At 67.7% G+C, this 19,384-nt stretch carries 16 protein-coding genes and 2 rRNA genes; 7 read left to right on the top strand and 11 right to left on the bottom strand.

Features of this window, described 5'->3' with window-relative positions:
- Positions 1-66: 66 nt before the first annotated feature.
- Positions 67-2,121 carry an AMP-binding protein gene (locus tag GPX89_RS00090; RefSeq protein WP_328601357.1) on the top strand — a complete coding sequence of 685 codons (2,055 nt, stop codon included), beginning with the start codon at positions 67-69 and terminating at the stop codon, positions 2,119-2,121.
- A 3-nt stretch (positions 2,122-2,124) separates the two neighbouring features.
- On the opposite strand, the gene glgP is transcribed toward GPX89_RS00090, so the two are convergent.
- On the bottom strand, positions 2,125-4,692 hold the full coding sequence (gene glgP / locus GPX89_RS00085; RefSeq protein WP_328601356.1) for an alpha-glucan family phosphorylase: 2,568 nt from the start codon (positions 4,690-4,692) through the stop codon (positions 2,125-2,127).
- Positions 4,693-4,893: 201 nt separating this feature from the next.
- Here glgP and GPX89_RS00080 point away from each other — a divergent pair, with 201 nt between their 5' ends.
- From GPX89_RS00080 to glgB, 3 genes are read left to right on the top strand one after another with little or no spacing between them, the layout of a single operon-like run.
- Positions 4,894-5,577 carry a PaaI family thioesterase gene (locus GPX89_RS00080; RefSeq protein ID WP_407939285.1) on the top strand — a complete coding sequence of 228 codons (684 nt, stop codon included), beginning with the start codon at positions 4,894-4,896 and terminating at the stop codon, positions 5,575-5,577.
- Between the two features lie 22 nt (positions 5,578-5,599).
- The gene (locus tag GPX89_RS00075; RefSeq protein ID WP_328601355.1) at positions 5,600-7,603 is read left to right on the top strand and encodes an alpha-1,4-glucan--maltose-1-phosphate maltosyltransferase; all 2,004 of its coding nucleotides are present in this window, start codon (positions 5,600-5,602) and stop codon (positions 7,601-7,603) included.
- Positions 7,600-9,786 (top strand): 1,4-alpha-glucan branching protein GlgB, encoded by a 2,187-nt coding sequence (glgB, locus tag GPX89_RS00070; protein WP_157354375.1) that lies wholly within the window; start codon positions 7,600-7,602, stop codon positions 9,784-9,786. The genes GPX89_RS00075 and glgB overlap by 4 nt, the downstream gene beginning before the upstream one ends.
- On the opposite strand, the gene GPX89_RS00065 is transcribed toward glgB, so the two are convergent.
- Positions 9,749-10,369 carry a TIGR03086 family metal-binding protein gene (locus GPX89_RS00065; protein WP_157354374.1) on the bottom strand — a complete coding sequence of 207 codons (621 nt, stop codon included), beginning with the start codon at positions 10,367-10,369 and terminating at the stop codon, positions 9,749-9,751. The two genes, glgB and GPX89_RS00065, sit on opposite strands and share 38 nt — an antisense overlap.
- 119 nt (positions 10,370-10,488) lie before the next feature.
- On the opposite strand from GPX89_RS00065, the gene GPX89_RS00060 reads away from it, so the two are divergent.
- Positions 10,489-11,850 (top strand): TrpB-like pyridoxal phosphate-dependent enzyme, encoded by a 1,362-nt coding sequence (locus GPX89_RS00060; RefSeq protein ID WP_157354373.1) that lies wholly within the window; start codon positions 10,489-10,491, stop codon positions 11,848-11,850.
- A gap of 74 nt (positions 11,851-11,924) precedes the next feature.
- Here the strand turns inward: GPX89_RS00060 and GPX89_RS00055 are convergent, their stop codons facing one another.
- From GPX89_RS00055 to GPX89_RS00045, 3 genes are all read right to left on the bottom strand, one after another.
- Entirely contained in the window at positions 11,925-12,779 is an 855-nt protein-coding gene (locus GPX89_RS00055; protein WP_157386841.1) for a tetratricopeptide repeat protein, read from the bottom strand.
- A gap of 58 nt (positions 12,780-12,837) precedes the next feature.
- Positions 12,838-13,209 carry a DUF3817 domain-containing protein gene (locus GPX89_RS00050; RefSeq protein ID WP_157354372.1) on the bottom strand — a complete coding sequence of 124 codons (372 nt, stop codon included), beginning with the start codon at positions 13,207-13,209 and terminating at the stop codon, positions 12,838-12,840.
- Between the two features lie 240 nt (positions 13,210-13,449).
- Positions 13,450-14,634 (bottom strand): acetyl-CoA C-acetyltransferase, encoded by a 1,185-nt coding sequence (locus tag GPX89_RS00045; protein WP_328601354.1) that lies wholly within the window; start codon positions 14,632-14,634, stop codon positions 13,450-13,452.
- A 152-nt stretch (positions 14,635-14,786) separates the two neighbouring features.
- On the opposite strand from GPX89_RS00045, the gene mce reads away from it, so the two are divergent.
- Positions 14,787-15,245 (top strand): methylmalonyl-CoA epimerase, encoded by a 459-nt coding sequence (gene mce, locus GPX89_RS00040; protein WP_157386840.1) that lies wholly within the window; start codon positions 14,787-14,789, stop codon positions 15,243-15,245.
- A gap of 86 nt (positions 15,246-15,331) precedes the next feature.
- Positions 15,332-16,303, top strand: a complete 972-nt coding sequence (locus tag GPX89_RS00035; RefSeq protein ID WP_157354370.1) for a coiled-coil domain-containing protein — start codon at positions 15,332-15,334, stop codon at positions 16,301-16,303.
- Positions 16,304-16,401: 98 nt separating this feature from the next.
- Here the strand turns inward: GPX89_RS00035 and GPX89_RS00030 are convergent, their stop codons facing one another.
- The 6 genes from GPX89_RS00030 to GPX89_RS00005 all read right to left on the bottom strand — a co-directional run.
- Positions 16,402-16,974, bottom strand: a complete 573-nt coding sequence (locus tag GPX89_RS00030; protein ID WP_157354369.1) for a hypothetical protein — start codon at positions 16,972-16,974, stop codon at positions 16,402-16,404.
- Positions 16,975-17,095: 121 nt separating this feature from the next.
- Entirely contained in the window at positions 17,096-17,401 is a 306-nt protein-coding gene (locus GPX89_RS00025; protein WP_157354368.1) for an ATP/GTP-binding protein, read from the bottom strand.
- Between the two features lie 10 nt (positions 17,402-17,411).
- Positions 17,412-18,089: an endonuclease NucS gene (gene nucS / locus GPX89_RS00020; RefSeq protein ID WP_328601353.1), complete on the bottom strand. Its 678-nt coding sequence runs from the start codon at positions 18,087-18,089 to the stop codon at positions 17,412-17,414.
- 23 nt (positions 18,090-18,112) lie between these two features.
- The gene (locus GPX89_RS00015) at positions 18,113-18,838 is read right to left on the bottom strand and encodes a rhomboid-like protein (protein WP_157354366.1); all 726 of its coding nucleotides are present in this window, start codon (positions 18,836-18,838) and stop codon (positions 18,113-18,115) included.
- Between the two features lie 158 nt (positions 18,839-18,996).
- Positions 18,997-19,113, bottom strand: a 5S ribosomal RNA gene (gene rrf, locus GPX89_RS00010).
- A gap of 187 nt (positions 19,114-19,300) precedes the next feature.
- Positions 19,301-19,384: ribosomal RNA gene (locus tag GPX89_RS00005) — 23S ribosomal RNA — on the bottom strand; the annotation flags it as partial.

Here is a 19,384-nt window from a genome sequence, read left to right as displayed (position 1 = left end):
GGACGTTACAAATACGTAATCAGCCGGTGGTTTTCAGGGGAACCGGCCAGGCAGAAGTAGTCGCCAGTGGTAACCGATGTCATCGACGCGGTCGCGGAGTTCGCGATCGCCCGCAAAGCGATCTGGGACGTGCTGGTCGACCCGCAGACCTATCCCCGGCTATTTCCCGGAATCGGCGCGTGCGAACAACTCGACACCGTGGACGAACACCCGACGCTGAATATGCGCGTCGGCGGCAACGGCATGGAAGTCCAGGTGCTGCGCGTCCAACTCCACATCACCCGCACGGGCGAGAGCTTCGAGCTGCACTGCCCGGAGCGCGGCAGCTTCGTGGCGGTGCGGCTGCGCGGGGACGGCGAGCACACCAGGGTGTACGTCACCTATTTCAAGGCGAGGCAGGTGCATCCGCTGCTGGCACAGCTGCCGAACTCGGCGGTGGTGCTCTGGACGCAGGCCGCGCTGAAGCGCATGGGCGATCTGATCCACGGCACGCCGACCTCGCTCATCGTCAACGGCGAGAACTCGCCGATGAAGATGCAGGCCGGGGTCGTCAAACAGATGGTGTCCTCGGGCGTGGTGCGCACCTATCGGCCCGATGTGGGGCTGAAACAGATAGGCGGACTGGCCAAGTGGGGCTTCAGCCTGGCGGGCGGGTACGCGGCGGCGGCCGCGCACTCACCGCAGCGGGCGGCGGTGATCGACGACCGGTATTCGAGCACCTTCGACCAGTTGCACGCGCGCAGCAGCGCGCTCGCGGGCGCGTTCCACGCGCTCGGGTTCGGTCCGGGGACCGCGGTCGGGCTGCTGTGCCGCAATCACACCGGGCTGGTCGAGTGCATGGTGGCCGCGGGCAAGTCGGGCGCGGACGCGGTGCTGCTCAATACCGGGCTGCCCGCCCGGCAGGTCGAGGAGATCGTGGGCCGGCATCGGCTCTCGGCCTTGTTCGTGGACAGTGAGTTCGAGCATCTGGTCCGGTACCTGCCCACCGATCTGCCACGTTTCACCAGCGACGACGTCCCGCCGGATCCGGGGCGCACCACCATCGAGGAACTCATCGCCATGCGGCAGGAGCCGCCGCGCAAGGCGCCGCGGCCCGGTCGGTTGGTGGTGCTGACCTCGGGGACCAGCGGGACGCCCAAGGGCGCGCGGCGGCCGCACCCCAAGGGGTTCGGGACGGTGGCGGCACTGTTGTCGCGAATCCCGTTCGGCACCAACGAGACCATGTTCATCCCGGCGCCGCTGTTCCACACCTGGGGGCTGGGCGCGCTGCAGATCTCCACCGCGATCCGGGCGACGGTGCTGCTCGGTGACCGCTTCGACGCCGAGGACTGCCTGCGCCGCATTGCCGAGAACAAGGTCACCGCCTTGATCGTGGTGCCCATCATGGTGAACCGGATCCTGGACCTGCCCACCCATGTTCGCGCTCGCTACGACCTGTCCAGCCTGCGCATCGTGGCCAGTTGCGGTGCACCGCTGACGGGCGCGGTGGTGCTGAGGTTCCTCGACGCCTTCGGCGACATCCTCTACAACGTGTACGGCTCCACCGAGGTGTCGTGGGCCTCCATCGCGGACTCGGCGGATCTGCGCATGTCACCCACCACCGCGGGTCGCCCGCCGCTGGGCACGAAACTCGGTGTGCTGGGCCCGGATCGGCGGCCGGTGCCGGTGGGTGCGACCGGGCGCATCTTCGTCGGCAACCACATGCTCTTCGACGGCTACACCGATGCCACTCCGCCCGACGAGGCCGACGGCATGCTCGACACCGGCGACATCGGCTATCTGGACGCCTCGGGCAAGCTGTTCGTGGCCGGGCGCGACGACGAGATGATCATCTCCGGCGGCGAGAACGTCTTCCCGCGCGCGGTCGAGGAGGCCCTCTCCCACCTCCCCCAGGTCTCCGAGGTAGCGGTGGTAGGCGTCCCCGACCACGAATTCGGCCAGCGTCTGGCCGCTTTCGTGGTGAAACGCCCCGGCTCCGGCCTCGACTCCGACATGGTCCGCAACTACATCCGCCACCGCGTCAGCCGCTTCTCGGTGCCGCGCGACGTGACCTTCCTGGACGCATTGCCGCGCAACACGACCGGGAAGATCCTCAAGCGGATGCTGGTCGCGCCGAGCTGACGGTCAGGGGCTCGGCGTGGCCACCAGGCCGAGCTCGGCGTCGGTGGCCAGCAGCGGGTGGTGCGGGAGGACGCGGATGGTGTAGCCGACCGCACCGGAGATCGGGACCGGGGTCTCGATGGTGAAAATGTCTGCGCCGGAGTCGATTCCGTGATGGCGCATCGGGAAGGCGTGAACGTCGGCGAGGTCGTCGGTGGGTGAGACGCGGCCCAGGACGGCCTGCACGGAGACATCCGAGGGGGTGAGGCCGCCGAGGTCGATGCGGGCGCGCAGCGCCAGCTCGGCGCCGATGACCGGGATGTCGGGCAGGCCGGAGCTGTCGACCTGGAAGACTTTTACGCTGGGCCAGGCGGATTCGACGCGGCGGCGGTAGACCGAGAGGTCCTGGGCGCCCTTGAAGTCATTGGCGGACACCGCGTCATAGGCCGCGGCGGCAGGGGCGTAATAGTCGACGGCGTAGTCGCGGACCATGCGCGACGCCAGCACTTTCGGGCCGAGGGTGCGCAGGGTGTGGCGGACCATTTCCATCCAGCGCACGGGCACGCCGTCGTGGTCGCGGTCGTAGAAACGCGGCAGCACCGCGCGTTCCAGCAGTTCGTAGAGGGCCGCGGCCTCGAGGTCGTCGCGGCGGTGCTCGTCGCGGACGCCGTCGGCGGTGGGGATGGCCCAGCCGTTCTCGCCGTCGTACATCTCGTCCCACCAGCCGTCCCGGATGGACAGGTTGAGGCCGCCGTTGAGGGCCGACTTCATGCCGGAGGTGCCGCAGGCTTCCAATGGCCGCAGCGGGTTGTTGAGCCAGACGTCGCAGCCCCAGTACAGGTAGCGGGCCATGGACATGTCGTAGTCGGGCAGGAAGACGATGCGGTGGCGCACGGCCGGGTCGTCGGCGAAGCGGACGATCTGCTGGATGAGGGCCTTGCCGCCGTCGTCGGCGGGGTGCGACTTGCCCGCGACCACCAGTTGCACCGGGCGTTCGGGGTCGAGGAGCATGGCGCGCAGGCGGTCCGGATCGCGCAGCATCAGGGTGAGCCGCTTGTAGGTCGGGACGCGGCGGGCGAAGCCGACGGTCAGCACGTTCGGGTCGAAGACCTCGTCGATCCAGCCGAGTTCGGCGGGGGCGGCCCCGCGTTCGAGCCACGAGTTCCGCAGTCGGCGGCGCACCTCGTCGACGAGCAGGCCGCGCAGCGCATTTCGGGTCGACCAGAGTTCGCGCAGGTCCACATCGCAGAGGCGTTCCCAGCCGCGGGCCTCCTCGACCAGTTCGTCGCCGATGAGTTCGCGCGCCTTGTCGATCCATTCGCGCGCGGCCCAGGTGGGGGCGTGCACGCCATTGGTGATGGAGCCGATCGGCACCTCGGCGGCATCGAAGCCGGGCCACAGCGGGGCGAACATGGCGCGGCTGACCTCGCCGTGCAGCTTCGAAACGCCGTTGGCGCGCTGGGCGAGTCGCAGGCCGAGGTGGGCCATGTTGAACACCGAGGGGTCGGCCTCGCGCCCCATGGCCAGGATGCGATCGACCGAGACGCCCGGCAGCACAGGGGATTCCCGCTCGCCGTGCGCACCGCCGAAGTAGCGGCGCACCAGGCCGCTCGCGAAGCGGTCGATGCCGGCGGGGACCGGGGTGTGGGTGGTGAAGACCGTCCCGGCGCGCACGGCCGTCAGCGCGGAGTCGAAATCCATTCCGGCGGCCATGTATTCGCGAATGCGCTCGATGCCGAGGAATCCGGCGTGGCCCTCGTTCATGTGGAAGACGTCGGGGTCGGGCAGGCCGTTGGCGCGGGTGTAGGCGCGCACTGCCCGCACGCCGCCGATACCGGCGAGGATCTCCTGTTTGATGCGGTGGTCCTGGTCGCCGCCGTAGAGCCGGTCGGTGACGGCCCGCAGTTCCGGATCGTTCTCGGCGATGTCGGAATCCAAGAGCAGCAAGGGAATCCGGCCCACCTGGGCGATCCACACGCGTGCCCGCAGCACCCGGCCCTCGGGCATCGCCACGTGAATGAGCACCGGCGCGCCGCCGTCGGTGAGCATGCGCAACGGCAGGCCCATCGGGTCCAGGGCCGGATAGTGCTCGGCCTGCCAGCCGTCCGCGGTCAGGGACTGCCGGAAATAGCCGGAGCGGTACAGCAATCCGACGCCGATGAGCGGCAGTCCCAGATCCGAGGCGGCCTTGAGATGGTCGCCCGCGAGGATCCCGAGCCCGCCCGAATAGTTGGGCAGCACCTCGCTGACACCGAACTCCATGGAGAAGTAGGCGATTCCGCGCGGCCCCCGCTGCTGCTTCTGGAACCAGCGCGGCCGGGCCAGGTAGTCGGCCAGATCGGCGGCCGCCGCATCCACCCGTCGCGTGTAGGCGTCGTCGGCCGCCAGCTCGTCGAGCCGCTCGGCCGGAACCTCCCCCAGCATCCGCACCGGATCGTGCCCGACCTCGACCCACAAGCGGGGGTCCAGTTCGGCGAACACATCCTGTGTCGGCCCATGCCAGGACCAGCGCAGATTGGTCGCCAGCTCGGTCAATGCGGACAACCGCTCCGGCAAGTGGGCTCGAACGGTGAATCGACGCAGTGCCTTCACGGTGTCTATTTTGCCCTCCGCTTCGCTCCGGGCGGGTTCGCGGCCCCGAAAGTCTCGTTCTTCCCTCCCTCCGCTCCCCCGCTTCGCTCCTCCGCTCCGCTCAGTCCAGAACGAGCGGCTCCATCGACCTGCGCCTTGGGCCGCGAGCGAACCTTGCACGTATCAGCAGCTCAAAAGGCCGGGGCGGGCGGGAGCATCCCGATGGCAACCGATAACGTGTTCTATATGAGCGAGCAGCAGATCGAAGCGGTTGACGGACCGCCCACCCAGGAGCATCACGAGGGCGGGTTCCGGCCGATCCGAGAACTGGGCCGCGACAACACCAAGGGCGGCGTGCACTACGGCGAGTTCATCGACCAGGTGCGCGGGCTCATGGACCGGGTGCGGCTGGCCGACCCGTCCGATGAGCTGGCGCTGGAGGCCATCACCACGCTGAAGGAACTCAACGCCAAGCTGGACGAGGTCGTCGGCGACGAATGGAACGCCCCGGCCTGGCACCGCAACGACCTGCCCGCGCGCGGCAACATCACGCTGCCGCCGTTCCTGGTCGACTCGGCGAGCAAGGAGGGCGTGCGGGCGCGCATCACCTTCCGCACCTTCCACCTGGGCGGCAACAACGCGGCCCACGGCGGCCACATCGCGCTGGGCTTCGACGACCTGCTCGGCATGACGGCGGCCATCTACACCCGGCAGGCCACCCGCACCGCCTTCCTGCACGTCGACTACCGGTCGATCACCCCACTCAACACCGAACTGCAGGTGCACGGCTGGGTCGAGCGGCAGGAGGGCCGCAAGGTGTTCGTGCGCGCCACCCTGCACGACGGCGACCGGCTCTGCGCCGAGGCGCACGGCCTGTTCGTGCTCCTCAAACCGGGCCAGCAGTAGCCACTCCGGTAAGTTCGAGGGCGTGACCGGCCGCATCGCAATCGATGACACCGCCCCCGCGATCCCCGGCGGCCGGCCGAGCAAGGCCGTGGTCGGCGAGGTCGTGCCGGTGCGCGCGGTGGTCTGGCGAGAGGGCCACGAGGCGGTGGCCGCCACGCTGGCCGTGCGCGGCCCGGGTTCGTCTCGCACACAGCGGATTCGCATGACACCGGAGTACGAGCCGGACGTCTTCAACGCGGTGTTCACCCCCGGCAAGCCCGGGCGCTGGACCTTCCGGATCGAGGGCTGGAGCGATCCCATCGCCACCTGGCGCTCCGGCGTCGAAGCCAAGCTCGCGGTCGGGCAGAGCGCGGTCGATCTGGCCAATGATCTCGAAATCGGGGCGCGACTGCTGGAACGGGCCGCCCTGGCGGTGCCCAAGAAGCAGTGGGAGATCCTGCGCGACGCGGCGGCCGCACTGCGCGCCGACGCACAGTTGCCCGCGCGCGTCGCACCCGCCTTCAGCGCCGAGGTCGGCGCCATCCTGCGGGCAACGCCCTTGCGGGAGTTGGTGACCCACGGTCCGTTGCACACCGTCCAGGTGGAACGACAGCGGGCGCTGTACGGGGCCTGGTACGAATTCTTCCCCCGCTCCACCGGCGGCTGGGATGCCGAGGGCACACCGGTGCACGGCAGTTTCGCCACCGCCGCCAAGGATCTGCCGCGCATCGCCGCCATGGGCTTCGACGTGGTGTACCTGCCGCCGATCCACCCCATCGGGAAGGTGAATCGCAAGGGGCCCAACAATTCCCTGACCGCCGGGCCCGAGGATGTGGGCTCGCCATGGGCCATCGGTTCCGCCGAGGGCGGGCACGACGCGATTCATCCGCTGCTCGGCACCGAGGCCGACTTCGCCGATTTCGTCTCGACCGCACGCGATCTGGGCCTGGAGGTGGCACTCGACCTGGCGCTGCAGTGCGCGCCCGACCATCCGTGGGTGACCTCGCATCCGGAATGGTTCACCACACTGCCCGACGGCACCATCGCCTACGCGGAGAATCCGCCGAAGAAGTATCAGGACATCTATCCGCTGAATTTCGACGACGATCCTGACGGCCTCTACGCCGAGGTGCTGCGGGTGGTGCGGCATTGGATCGGATTGGGCGTCACCATATTCCGGGTCGACAATCCGCACACCAAACCCGCCGATTTCTGGGAATGGCTCATCGCACAGGTGCACCACCGGAATCCGGAGATCATTTTCCTTTCCGAGGCATTCACCCGACCGGCCCGCATGTACGGATTGGCGCGGCGCGGATTCAGCCAGTCCTACACGTATTTCACCTGGCGCACCCATAAACACGAGATCGAGGAATTCGGGCGGGAATTGGCGGGCAAGGCCGACGAGGCGCGGGCCAACCTCTTCGTGAACACGCCCGACATCCTGCACGAGAGCCTGCAGCACGGCGGGCCCGGCATGTTCGCGATCCGCGCCGTGCTGGCGGCCACGCTCGGACCCAGCTGGGGCGTCTACTCCGGTTTCGAGCTGTACGAGCACCAGGCGGTGCAGCCCGGCAGCGAGGAATACCTGGATTCGGAGAAATACCAGCTGCGCCCGCGCCGTTTCGCCGAGGCCGCCGCGCGCGGGGAATCCCTGGAGCCGTGGCTCACCCGGCTCAACGAGATCCGGCGCGCGCATCCGGCACTGCAGCAGGTGCGCTGCATCCATTTCCATCACGTGGACAACGATGCGCTGCTGGCCTTTTCGAAGTTCGATCCCACCACCGGCGATGCCGTCCTGGTGGTGGTGAACCTGGACCCGTTCGGCGCGCAACAGGGCATGGTGTCGCTGGATCTAGCCGCCATCGGCCGCGAATGGCACGATCGGCCGGTCGTGGTCGACGAGATCACCGGCGAGGAATACCACTGGGGCCAGAGCAATTACGTGCGCCTGGATCCGACGCGGGCGGTCGCGCACATCCTGACCCTGCCGCCGGTCCCGGCCGCCGCGCGCACCGAGCTCGCCCATCGCCGATCGTTCCGATGAATCGGCGCGACCTGGTGCTGCTGGCGGCGGGCACCCACCCCGATCCGCACACGGTGCTGGGCGCGCACCCGCATCCCGACGGGACGATCATCCGGGTGCTGCGGCCGCACGCCGAGACGGTCGCGGCACGCGTCGGTGGCGTGGATCATCCACTGGCGCACAGTGATCGCGGCGTCTTCGAAGGGGTCGTGCCGTATGCCGACCTCTGGGACTACCGGATCGTCGCCTCCTACCCCGGCGGGCGCACCGTCGTGGAGGCCGACGGGTACCGATTCCTGCCGACGCTCGGCGAGGTCGATCTGCATCTGCTCGGGGAGGGGCGGCACGAACGGCTCTGGGATGTGCTGGGCGCGCACCCGAAGCGCTACTCCACCCTGGACGGCGAGATCTCCGGGACGGCGTTCGCGGTGTGGGCGCCGAACGCGCGCGGCGTGGCCGTGATCGGCGACTTCGACGGGTGGAGCGGAAACACCGCGCCCATGCGGAAACTCGGCGATTCCGGGGTGTGGGAGCTGTTCCTGCCGGGCATCGGGCCGGGCGCGCTGTACAAGTATCGCGTGCACGGGGCCGACGGGCGCACCGTCGACCACGCCGACCCGATGGCGTTCGCCACCGAACTGCCGCCCGCGACGGCCTCGGTGATCACCGAGAGCGAATTCGCCTGGGGCGATGCCGAATGGCTCCGGACCCGGGCGAAGACCGATCCGCTGCGGGCTCCCGTCAGCGGCTACGAGGTGCATCTGGGCTCCTGGAGACCGGGGCTCGGCTATCGCGAGATCGCCGATCAGCTCGCGGAATACGTTCTCGCGCAGGGTTTCACGCACGTCGAGCTGCTTCCGGTCGCCGAGCATCCGTTCGGCGGGTCCTGGGGTTATCAGGTCACCTCGTACTACGCGCCGACCGCCCGCTTCGGCTCTCCCGACGACTTCCGCTACCTGGTGGATCATCTGCACCGCAAGGGAATCGGCATCATCCTCGATTGGGTGCCCGCGCATTTCCCGCGCGACGAATGGGCGCTGGCCCGCTTCGACGGCACCGCCCTCTACGAGCACGCCGATCCCCGCCGCGGCGAGCAACTCGACTGGGGCACCTACGTTTTCAACTTCGGACGCCACGAGGTCCGCAACTTCCTGGTCGCCAACGCGCTGTACTGGATCGAGGAATTCCACATCGACGGCCTGCGCGTGGACGCCGTCGCCTCCATGCTCTACCTGGACTACTCACGCCCGGACTGGGAGCCCAATATTCACGGCGGGCGCGAGAACCTGGAGGCGGTCTCGTTCCTGCAGGAAATGAACGCGACCGTGCACAAGCATCATCCGGGCGTGCTGACCGTGGCCGAGGAGTCCACCACCTGGCCCGGCGTCACCCGCGCCACCGAGGTGGGCGGACTGGGCTTCACCATGAAATGGAACATGGGCTGGATGCACGACACGCTCGGCTATCTGGCTCACGATCCGGTGTACCGCACCTGGCACCACAACGAGGTCACCTTCTCGCTGACCTACGCCTGGAGCGAGAACTACGTACTGCCGATCAGCCATGACGAGGTCGTCTACGGCAAGGGCACGCTGTGGACCCGCATGCCCGGCGACGATTTCACCAAGGCGAGCGGAGTGCGCGCACTGCTGGCCTACATGTGGGCGCACCCCGGCAAGCAACTGCTGTTCATGGGGCAGGAATTCGGTCAGTTCCGGGAATGGAACCACGACCGCGGGCTGGACTGGCACGAGCTGGAAAACCCACTGCACCAAGGCATTCAGACATTGGTCGGCGATCTCAACCGGCGCTATGTCGCCGAACCCGCGCTGTGGAGTCAGGACACCTCGCCCGGCGGGTACTCCTGGATCGACGCCGACGACCGCGACAACAATGTGCTGTCGTTCCTGCGCTACGGCGCCGACGGCTCGATCCTCGCCTGCGTCTACAACTTCTCCGGCCGCCGGCTCGACGGCTACCGCATCGGAGTGCCGGGGCTCGAACAGCTTTCGTGGCGCGAGGTGCTGAACACCGATGCCATCGCCTACGGCGGCAATGGCATCGGCAATGCCGGGGAGATTCCGGTGACGGCCGAACCGTGGCACGGCCGTCCGGCCTCGATCGTGCTGACGCTGCCGCCGCACGGTGCGATCTGGCTGTCGCCCGTCACTCCGGCCAGCGGGGCGAGCGACCCAGGACGGTGAGGATCCGGTCGAGCCCGGTCGCGTCCGGCGCCTCGATGACGGGGGCGAAGGACGCGTCCGGCTGCTCCCGATCCGCGCCGCGCGGCACCGCCTCCGCGACCGGCAGGCCCGCGCTCAGCAGATCGTCCTCGAATTCGACGGTCGCGCCCAGGGCCCGCGCCACATCCCAGGCGTGCACGACGTAGTCGATGAAGTGGAAGCTGATCGCCAGCGGCGCGGGGATCACGATGCCGCCCCGCACCTCCGGCAGCGGGAACTGCCGTTCCAGCACGCCCGGCTCCGCGAAGGCCGCCAGCACCTGCTCGGCCGCCGCCCGGTATTCGGCGATCGGATCATCGCTGAGCGGCTGCGGCTTCCACAACGCGATATCGCCCTCGCCGTGCGCGGACGCGGCGAAGCCCTTGTGCTGAACGATCATGTGCTCCAGCAGATCTCGCAGCGTCCACCCGACACAGGGCGTCGGCGCGTCCAGCTGCGCCGGAGTCAGACACGACACCACCGAGATGCTCACGCGGACCGCCCGCGCGTCCAATTCGATCAGTTCGGTCCCGGATCTCAACAATTCGTCGTACGTGCTTATCATACGCACCAGCTTACTAACTATGGGCCGTGTGCGATAGAGACAATCCGGCGAATTCGACACCAACACCGGATCGCGGGAGGAGTCTGGGTAGATCAGCCGATTCGAGCCGGGAGGCTGCGATGGACGAGCGCACCAAGATCACACTGGACGAATCCGAGATCCCCCGGCGGTGGTACAACGTCGTCCCCGACCTGCCCGCGCCACCGCCGCCACCACTACATCCGGATACGAGGCAGCCGGTCGGACCGGAGGATCTGGCCCCGCTGTTCCCGATGGAGCTCATCCGGCAGGAGGTGAGCGCCGAGAGCTACATCGAGATTCCCGACGAGGTCATCGACGTGTACCGGCTGTGGCGGCCGACGCCGCTGTACCGGGCGCGACGGCTGGAGAAGGCGCTGGGCACACCGGCACACATCTACTATAAATACGAAGGCGTCTCCCCCGCCGATTCGCACAAGCCGAATACCGCTGTGCCGCAGGCGTTCTACAACTTCGCCGAGGGCACCCGCCGTCTCACCACCGAGACCGGGGCGGGCCAGTGGGGCAGCGCGCTCGCCTTCGCCTGCGCGCAGTACGGCATCGACTGCGAGGTGTGGATGGTGCGCGCCTCCTACGACCAGAAACCGCACCGGCGCACCCTCATGCAGACCTGGGGCGCGACCGTGCACGCCAGCCCCTCACCGGTCACCGCGGCGGGCGCGAAAATCCTTGCCGACGACCCGGATTCGCCCGGCAGCCTGGGCATCGCCATCAGCGAGGCGGTCGAGGTGGCGGCGGCCGATCCGGCCACCCGTTACGCCCTGGGCAGCGTGCTCAATCATGTGCTGCTGCATCAGACCGTCATCGGCGAGGAAGCGCTGAAGCAGTTCGCGGCTGCGAGCGAACGACTTCCGGACCTGATCGTCGGCTGCACCGGCGGCGGATCCAACTTCGCGGGCCTGTTCCTGCCCTTCCTGCGCGAAAAGCTCGCGGGCCGAGCCGATCCCGTCATCCGCGCGGTCGAGCCCGCGGCCTGCCCGTCCTTCACGCGCGGCATCTACGCCTACGATTTCGGCGACACCGCGGGCTTCACGCCGCTCATGAAGATGCACACCCTCGGCCACGATTTCATCCCCGATCCCGTGCACGCGGGCGGGCTGCGCTATCACGGCATGTCGCCGCTGCTGTCGCACATCTACGAGCTCGGAATGTTCGAGGCGGTGGCCAAGCAGCAGCGCGAATGCTTCGCCGCGGCAGTCATGTTCGCGAAGACCGAGGGCATCCTCCCCGCCCCCGAACCCTCACACGCCTTGGCCGCCGTCATCGAAGAGGCCGAGCGCTGCACCGAATCCGGCGAGGAGAAGGTCCTGCTGACCGCCCTGTGCGGCCACGGCCACTTCGACATGACCGCCTACGAGCGCTACCTCTCGGGCGAAATCCCCGACTTCGAACTCCCCCAGCCCCGCATCGACGCCGCCCTGGGCGCCCTCCCCAAGGTCTGAACAAGATCAGGGAGCTCTCACTGCGGGAATTCGTCCGATTCCCAACGGTGAGAGCTCCCTGATCGTGGAAAGCGTCAGTAGAGGGCGGCGGCGAGCTTGCGGCGGGCCGCGACCACGATGGGCTCGGCGGGGTCGAAGAGTTCGAAGAGTTCGAGCAGGTGGGTGCGGGCTCGGGTGCGGTCGTCGCCTGCCGTGCGCTTGACCTGGGCGATGAGGCGGTCGAAGGCGGCTTCGGGCTGCTGGTTGAACATTTCCAGGTCGGCGGCGGCGATCGCGGCGTCCAGGTTCGCCGGGTCGGCGTCGGCCTTCGCGAGGGCGGCCGGATCGAGTTCCTGGACGCGGGAGAGGAATTGGACCTGACGCAGGGCGGCCTTCGCCTCGGCGTTGTTCGGCTCGGCGGTCAGGATCGTCTGGTAGGCGGTGACGGCACCCTCGAAATCGCCGCGCTCCAAAGCCTCTTCGGCCGCGACGAAGCGCGGGTCCTCGGGCGCCTCGGGCTCGGCGGCCTCACCCTCGCCGACACCGGGGAGCTTGCCGCGCACGGCGTCCACGACGGCGGCCAGCCACTGGGTGACCTGCTCTTCGGGCTGGTTGCCGGTGAAGTCGGCCAGCGGCTGGCCCGCGGCCACCGCCACCACGGTCGGAATGCCCTGCACGCCGAAGGCCTGCGCGATCCGCATATTGGCCTCGGCCTCGACGGTCGCCAGATCCCAGTCGCCACCCTGGGCGACCAGCTTCTCCAGCAGTTTCACCAGTTCGATGCTGCCCGGGCTGCGCTGCGAGTACAGCGCCACCACCACCGGCACCTGGGTCGAGCGCCGCAGCACCCGATCCTCGAAGTTGGCCTCGGTGACGGCGTGGTCGCCCGGGACCTCCCCCGGCGCGGCGGCCGGCTGCTTGAGGGCGGACAGGTCAACCGCGCCCGACATGGCGGCGGCTGCGGCGGCGGAAGGACGGCGTGCGGGTCGAGTCACGACATCCAGTTTGTCACGAACGAGCCGCGGCCGGTGTCGCGCCTTGGCTCAGTTCACCCAGCTGACCGGAGTTGATCGCCCACCGCTCGAACCACACGGAGGTGAACGGCACCACCGAGGACGCCAGCGCCAGACCCGTGGTCTTGCCCGGCCATTCGAATTCACGCGACGCCAACAGGCAGTTGATGGCGTAGGCCAGGAACACGATGCCGTGCAGCATGCCGAACACCATCACCGGCCACTTGATCGGCTGATCGGCGATGCCCAGCGCATCCGCGCGCTTCAGCGCCGAGCCGATGAACAGCAGCACCCAGGAGGGAACCTCGAGGAGGCCGAAGAACCGCACGCGCTTCGCGACCGTGGACAGGTCGAACAGATCACCCATGGGGTCCATTGTGCCCGACGCCTACGACGCCCCGTAGTGGAGCTGGTCACACCCGCTGCCAGCGGGTGAGGAGATTGTTTTGGGGGCGGTGCCCCCAAACCCCCATGACAGAAATGGGAGGCCGTGCCCCGGACCCCGACCACGAACACCACCGAACCCCCAAAACCGAACGGCCCCGGCTCGTTTCGAGCCGGGGCCGTCGGTGATAGCCGATCCGTCTGGTTCCGCGGATGATTCCGCTTACTTCACGCGGATGATCAGGGCGTCGCCCTGGCCGCCGCCACCGCACAGGGCGGCCGCGCCGACACCGCCGCCGCGGCGCTGCAGTTCGAGGGCCAGGTGCAGGACGATGCGGGCGCCGGACATGCCCAGCGGGTGACCGATGGAGATGGCGCCGCCGTTGACGTTCACCTTGTCGGCGTCGATGCCGAGCTTGCGGGTGGAGGCGATGCCGACCGCGGCGAAGGCCTCGTTGATCTCGACCAGGTCGAGGTCGGCGGGGGAAATGCCTTCCTTCGCACAGGCTTTCGCGATGGCGTTGGCCGGCTGCTCCTGCAGGGAGGAGTCGGGGCCCGCGACCACGCCGGCCGCGCCGATCTCGGCGATCCAGCTCAGGCCCAGCTCCTCGGCCTTGGCCTTGGACATGACGACGACCGCGGCCGCGCCGTCGGAGATCTGCGAGGCGGAGCCGGCGGTGATGCTGCCGTCCTTGCGGAAGGCCGGGCGCAGCTTGCCCAGGGACTCGACGGTGGTGTCGGCGCGAATGCCCTCGTCCTCGGCGAACAGGACCGGGTCGCCCTTGCGCTGCGGGATGGCAACGGGGGTTACCTCGTTGTCGAAGACGCCGTTCTTCCACGCGGCGGCGGCCTTCTGGTGCGAGGCGGCGGCGAAGGCGTCCTGCTCCTCGCGGCTGATCTTGTCGGCGTCGTTGCGCTGTTCGGTGAGCGCGCCCATGGCCTGGTCGGTAAAGATGTCGTACAGGCCGTCGTAGGCCATGCTGTCGCGCAGGTTCACGTCGCCGTACTTGTAGCCCTCGCGGCTCTTCTCCAGCAGGTGCGGGGCGTTGGTCATGGACTCCTGGCCGCCGGCGACGACGATCTCGTACTCACCGGCGCGAATCAGCTGATCCGCCAAGGCGATTGCGTTGATACCGGACAAACACACCTTGTTGACGGTGAGCGCCGGGACGTCCATCGGAATGCCGGCGGCGACCGCGGCCTGCCGGGCCGGGATCTGGCCCGCACCGGCGGTGAGCACCTGGCCCATGATCACGTAATCGACCTGCTCGGGCGCGACCCCGCCCTTCTCCAGCGCCGCCTTGATGGCGACCCCGCCCAGGTCGGAGCCGCTGAAGCCCTTCAGCGATCCGAGCAGCCGGCCGACGGGGGTACGCGCGCCGGAGACGATGACGGAGGTGGTGGACACGATGATGGCCTCGCTTACGTCGTATGGTGACCGCTCCGCCAACCATCGGAGCAGTACTCCACGGTAACTCGCAGCACTTCGGCGAGGGTATGTGGGTGCGCGCTACCGTTCGTGGTGTGAGCAACACCGAGAACACGACGGCGGCGCCGTCGATGAACACCGAATTCATCCCGTCGGAATACGTTGTCGCCGTCGATCATGTGGGTATCGCCGTGCCGGATCTCGATTCCGCGGTGGCCTGGTACCGGGACAATCTCGGGATGGTCGAGACGCATCGCGAGATCAATGAGGCGCAGGGCGTGCACGAGGCCATGCTGTCGGTGCCCGGCACGCCCGAGGGCTCGGTCGCTCTGCAGTTGCTGGCTCCGCTGAACGAGGAGTCGACGATCGCGAAGTTCATCGATCGAAACGGGCCTGGCCTGCAGCAGCTCGCATATCGGGTCACCGATGTCGAGGCGGTTTCCGCGCAACTGCGTGAACGGGGCTTGCGTTTGCTGTACGCAGAGCCGCGGGGCGGAACCGCAGGTTCCCGCATCAACTTCATCCACCCCAAGGATGCTGGCGGTGTGCTGGTCGAACTCGTCGAACCGGCCGCGAAAACTACCCACTAGTACCGCAATCCGGCACCCTAAAGAGGCTGTAACAACATTCGCGGTCGGGTCACCATCAGTGGTCGTCAGGCTGTAGTTTGTGGGGCATGTCGTCCACTGAGCCCGATCGTAATCGCTTCGTTGCACTGCCCTTTACCGTTGTGCGGAAGGGCTATGACCGTGACGAGGTGCGTAACTACTTCGACCGTTTCGATGCCGAGCTAAGGGTCACCGCGACCGATCGCGATGCCGCCGCGGCTCAGGCCCGCAATCTCGCAGCCCAGCTCGAGGATGCCCGGGACGAGATCGACGAGCTCCGTAAGGAGGTCGACCGGCTCTCCGTGCCGCCGACCACCGCCGAAGGTATGTCCGATCGCATCTCGCGCATGCTGCGCCTGGCCTCCGACGAGGCCTCCGAGGTTCGTGCCCAGGCGCAAGCCGAAGCCGCGGAAATGATTTCGATCGCCGAACAGCAGGCGACCGAAATGCGTGGGAAGTACGAATCGCTCCTCTCCGAGACCAAGGAGAAGCGCGAAGCGCTCGAGATCGAATTCGAGCAGACCCTCGCCAACGCGCGCTCCGAGTCCGCCAAGATCGTCGAAGCCGCCAATGCCGAGGCCGACCGCCTCACCAAGGAGTCCGAGGCCAAGCGCAAGGCCACGCAGCAGGACTTCGAGGTCACCATGGCGGAGCGTCGCACCAAGCTGACCCGCGCCATGGAGGAGCTGGAGGCCACCTCGCGCGCCGAGGCCGCCCAGCGCATCAAGGACGCCACCGACGAGGCCAACCGCCTCATCACCTCGGCGACCAACACCGCGGATCGAAAGATCGCGCACGCCAAGGAACTCGCCGAGGAGATGCGTGTCCTGCGCGGTCGCGTCCTGGCCCAGCTGCTCGGCATCCGCGGCCAGCTCGACTCGGTCCCGGCCATGCTCGCCGCCGTCAACCGCGAAAGCGAACTCCTCGACGGCGCACCGGAACAGCGCTCCCTCAACAAGGGCGGCCGCAAGGCCATCTCCGATGCCCGCGACGACGAAGACCTCGTCGACGAACGCGAAAACGCCGACATCTCCAGCTAATTCACTCCACCGGGCGACAACCCGCATCCGTACGAAGGCCGCTTCCAACCCCCCGGGAAGCGGCCTTCCTTATGCCCGTGTCCCGCCGTACCGGCCGTTCACCACACGTAGAACCACATCGGCCGCTCCGGAACATCCAGTGCGACAGCACCGCCCCGACCGAGCAAGACCGTGACCGGCGTACCGAGCGGGAGCCGGGCCTGCATCGCTCGCGCGCTCCGCTCCCGGCTCTGGCGAAATCGGTACTTTCGCACCACCTGGTAGACGACACCCGAGCGCGGATCCTCGAAACGAACATGAAGGTGCACCACATATGAACCGGGGCCGCGCGGGTTCGAAAGGTATTCACAGCGGGACAAATTCACCGAGCCGGTCACCGAGGTGCCCGTACTGCGCAGATAATCGATTCTGTACCGGTGGATTACGCGCATCGAACGCGTCCAACCGAGAATCGCCAGAACCAATCCGGCCAGGCCGCCCAACGGGATAGCCGCATTCAGGTACGAGTGGTCCTCCGGGCTCAGACCGTAGACGATGCCCGCACCCGCCAACGCACCCGCGAACCAGCCCACGACCGGCAACCCGAACATCGTGACGAAACCCAGCACCACCCATATCGCCCGAGCGGGCGCCGAACCTGCCCGCGGTAGTCGATAGGCGCTGTGACTCACCGGAATTGCTCCATGCCGCTCCCGATTCCTCCATCGTGGATTTCCTCGGCTCAGTGTTCACGGGCACTCGCGGAGAACCCATCTCCCACACCGACGGCGACGCTACCGACCGACGAACGGGTCAGGACCAGCGGCGGGTGATGGTTCGGGTGTTGCGACCCTTCCAGCAGCCGGTGTGCCAATGGCGGCGGTCGTCTTCGCCGTCGTGGGCGGCCCAGGCGACGATGTGGGGGGTGCCGGGTGGGATGACGTGGTCGCAGCCGGGGCAACGGTAGGGCTTGGTGGCTCGGGTGCCGGGGACGGTGCGGACGATGAAGGTTTCGTCGGTGCCGGGGCCGGGTTCGGTGCGGCCGAAGACGTCGCCCAAGGGGCGCGGATCCTGGCGGGATCGCGCCGAGTCCTTGGGGCGGGGCTTGCGGCGGGGCATGGTGTCGAGGTTAGAACAGGCGGAATTCGTCGGACTCCGTGCCGCGCAGGGCGTCGTAATCCAGCGTCAGGCAACGGATGCCGCGGTCGGTGGCGAGGGTTTTGGCCTGCGGCTTGATCTGCTGGGCGGCGAAGACGCCGGCGACGGGAGCCAGCAGCGGGTCGCGGTTGAGGAGTTCGAGGTAGCGGGTGAGCTGTTCGACGCCGTCGATCTCGCCGCGGCGCTTGATCTCCACCGCCACCGTCGCGCCGTCGGCGTCGCGGCACAGGATGTCAACGGGGCCGATAGCGGTCATGTACTCGCGCCGGATCAATGTGTAACCGGCGCCGAGGGTTTCGATGTGCTCGGCCAGCAGCTCCTGCAGGTGCGCCTCGACGCCGTCCTTCTGCAGGCCCGGGTCGACGCCCAGCTCGTGCTTGGAGTCCAGCTCGACATCCTCGACGGTGATGCGGAGCTCCTCACCGGCCTTGTTGGTGACGACCCAGAGTTGGCTCGTCTCCGAATCGGTCTCCCGCTCCTCCAGCCAGCACGGCGGGCTCATCCAGTTCAACGGCTTGTAGGAGCCGCCGTCGGAGTGGACCAGCACCGAACCGTCGGCCTTCATCATGAGCAGACGGCGGGCCATGGGCAGGTGGGCGGTCAAACGGCCAACGTAATCGACCTGGCATCGAGCAATCACAAGGCGCACCGGTCGAGTCTAGTGACCGGCTCTCAGCCCAGGAGCATCAGGCACGCGAAAACGGAACCGACTGCCAGCAACAGGTATTCCAGCCAGTTCAGCGGGTGCAACGGAGCCACCTGACGGCGGATCATCAGACGGCCGATACCCAGGCCGAGGCACAGCGCCAGGAAGTGACCGACATTGGTGAAGGTGTGCCACACCAGCACGCCGCCCAGCGCCAGCGTCAGCCAGCTCGCCGTCCAGACGAAGCGGCGATGCGGCGGCAGCGCCGCGACGAGCGCTCCCACCACGGCCATCGCGCCATAGCTGACGCCCACATCCTCCACCGTGGTGATGCTGTTCGGCACCAGCTGCGACTCCACCGCCACCCACAGGCCGATGGCCACCAGCACGGTCGTGGCGACATGCCCGACCAGGAAGGTGTGCAGCAGCCGCACGGTGCCGAAACGCCGCTCCGCCACAGCGAGCAGGCATGCCAGCAGCGGAACGATGATGAAGACCGTGGCAGCGCCCTCACTGACGACGAAGGCGCTCGAGAACAGAGTGCCGAACCGGCCGTCGGCCAAGTTGTGCAGGTTCGTGCTGGCGTGCAACACGATTCGCGTCGCGGACTTCGCGCTCACCATGGTGAGGGCGATAGCGACGGCGATCAGCAGCCCGACATAGCTGTACGTCGCGGGCAGCCAGAACGCCGACAGCCGAAACCGTCCGCGGGTGACCACCGGCGTCGTAGCCGGCACTGCTTCGATGACCATGCCCTCGATCATTGTCTGTCCATCCCCACGCGAACTGACGATCCGCTGGGAGCTTTCTGTGAACCCATATCTCTCGATATGCATCCTGGATACACCACGACCGTACCCGTGAAACGCCGAAGGCCCCCAGCTGATGCTGGGGGCCTTCGCGAATGATGTTCCGGCGGTGTCCTACTCTCCCACACCCTGTCGAGTGCAGTACCATCGGCGCAGGTGGCCTTAGCTTCCGGGTTCGGAATGGGACCGGGCGTTTCCCCACCGCTATAGCCGCCGTAACTCTATGAAACTGTCACACTCCGTGTGCCGAGAGAATTTTCCCGGGGACCAAGTCCCCGGACCCCTTTTAGGGGGTGTGGGGGCATGCCCCCACGAATTCCCTCGGGGTTCAAAGGGGCTTGCCCCTTTGCTCCGACGGAGTCGTGTGTTGTTTCAGATACTGCACAGTGGACGCGTAGCTTCTTTGTTGGTAAGTCCTCGGCCTATTAGTACCAGTCACCTACATCTGTTACCAGACTTCCAGTTCTGGCCTATCAACCCAATGGTCTG

It is taken from the genome of Nocardia terrae (assembly GCF_009760405.1).
Classification (GTDB): Bacteria; Actinomycetota; Actinomycetes; order Mycobacteriales; family Mycobacteriaceae; genus Nocardia; species Nocardia terrae.
The sequence above is the reverse complement of the archived record's forward strand: the minus strand, read 5'-3'. Positions and strand labels throughout refer to the sequence as shown.

Coding starts and splice junctions, on each gene's coding strand:
- GPX89_RS00065 (WP_157354374.1), bottom strand. CDS start 10,369: ATGATAAGCACGTACGACGAATTGTTGAGATCCGGGACCGAACTGATC.
- GPX89_RS00035 (WP_157354370.1), top strand. CDS start 15,332: ATGTCGTCCACTGAGCCCGATCGTAATCGCTTCGTTGCACTGCCCTTT.
- GPX89_RS00025 (WP_157354368.1), bottom strand. CDS start 17,401: ATGCCCCGCCGCAAGCCCCGCCCCAAGGACTCGGCGCGATCCCGCCAG.
- GPX89_RS00015 (WP_157354366.1), bottom strand. CDS start 18,838: ATGGTCATCGAAGCAGTGCCGGCTACGACGCCGGTGGTCACCCGCGGA.
- GPX89_RS00060 (WP_157354373.1), top strand. CDS start 10,489: ATGGACGAGCGCACCAAGATCACACTGGACGAATCCGAGATCCCCCGG.
- GPX89_RS00050 (WP_157354372.1), bottom strand. CDS start 13,209: ATGGGTGATCTGTTCGACCTGTCCACGGTCGCGAAGCGCGTGCGGTTC.
- mce (WP_157386840.1), top strand. CDS start 14,787: ATGAACACCGAATTCATCCCGTCGGAATACGTTGTCGCCGTCGATCAT.
- glgB (WP_157354375.1), top strand. CDS start 7,600: ATGAATCGGCGCGACCTGGTGCTGCTGGCGGCGGGCACCCACCCCGAT.
- GPX89_RS00055 (WP_157386841.1), bottom strand. CDS start 12,779: ATGTCGGGCGCGGTTGACCTGTCCGCCCTCAAGCAGCCGGCCGCCGCG.
- GPX89_RS00080 (WP_407939285.1), top strand. CDS start 4,894: ATGGCAACCGATAACGTGTTCTATATGAGCGAGCAGCAGATCGAAGCG.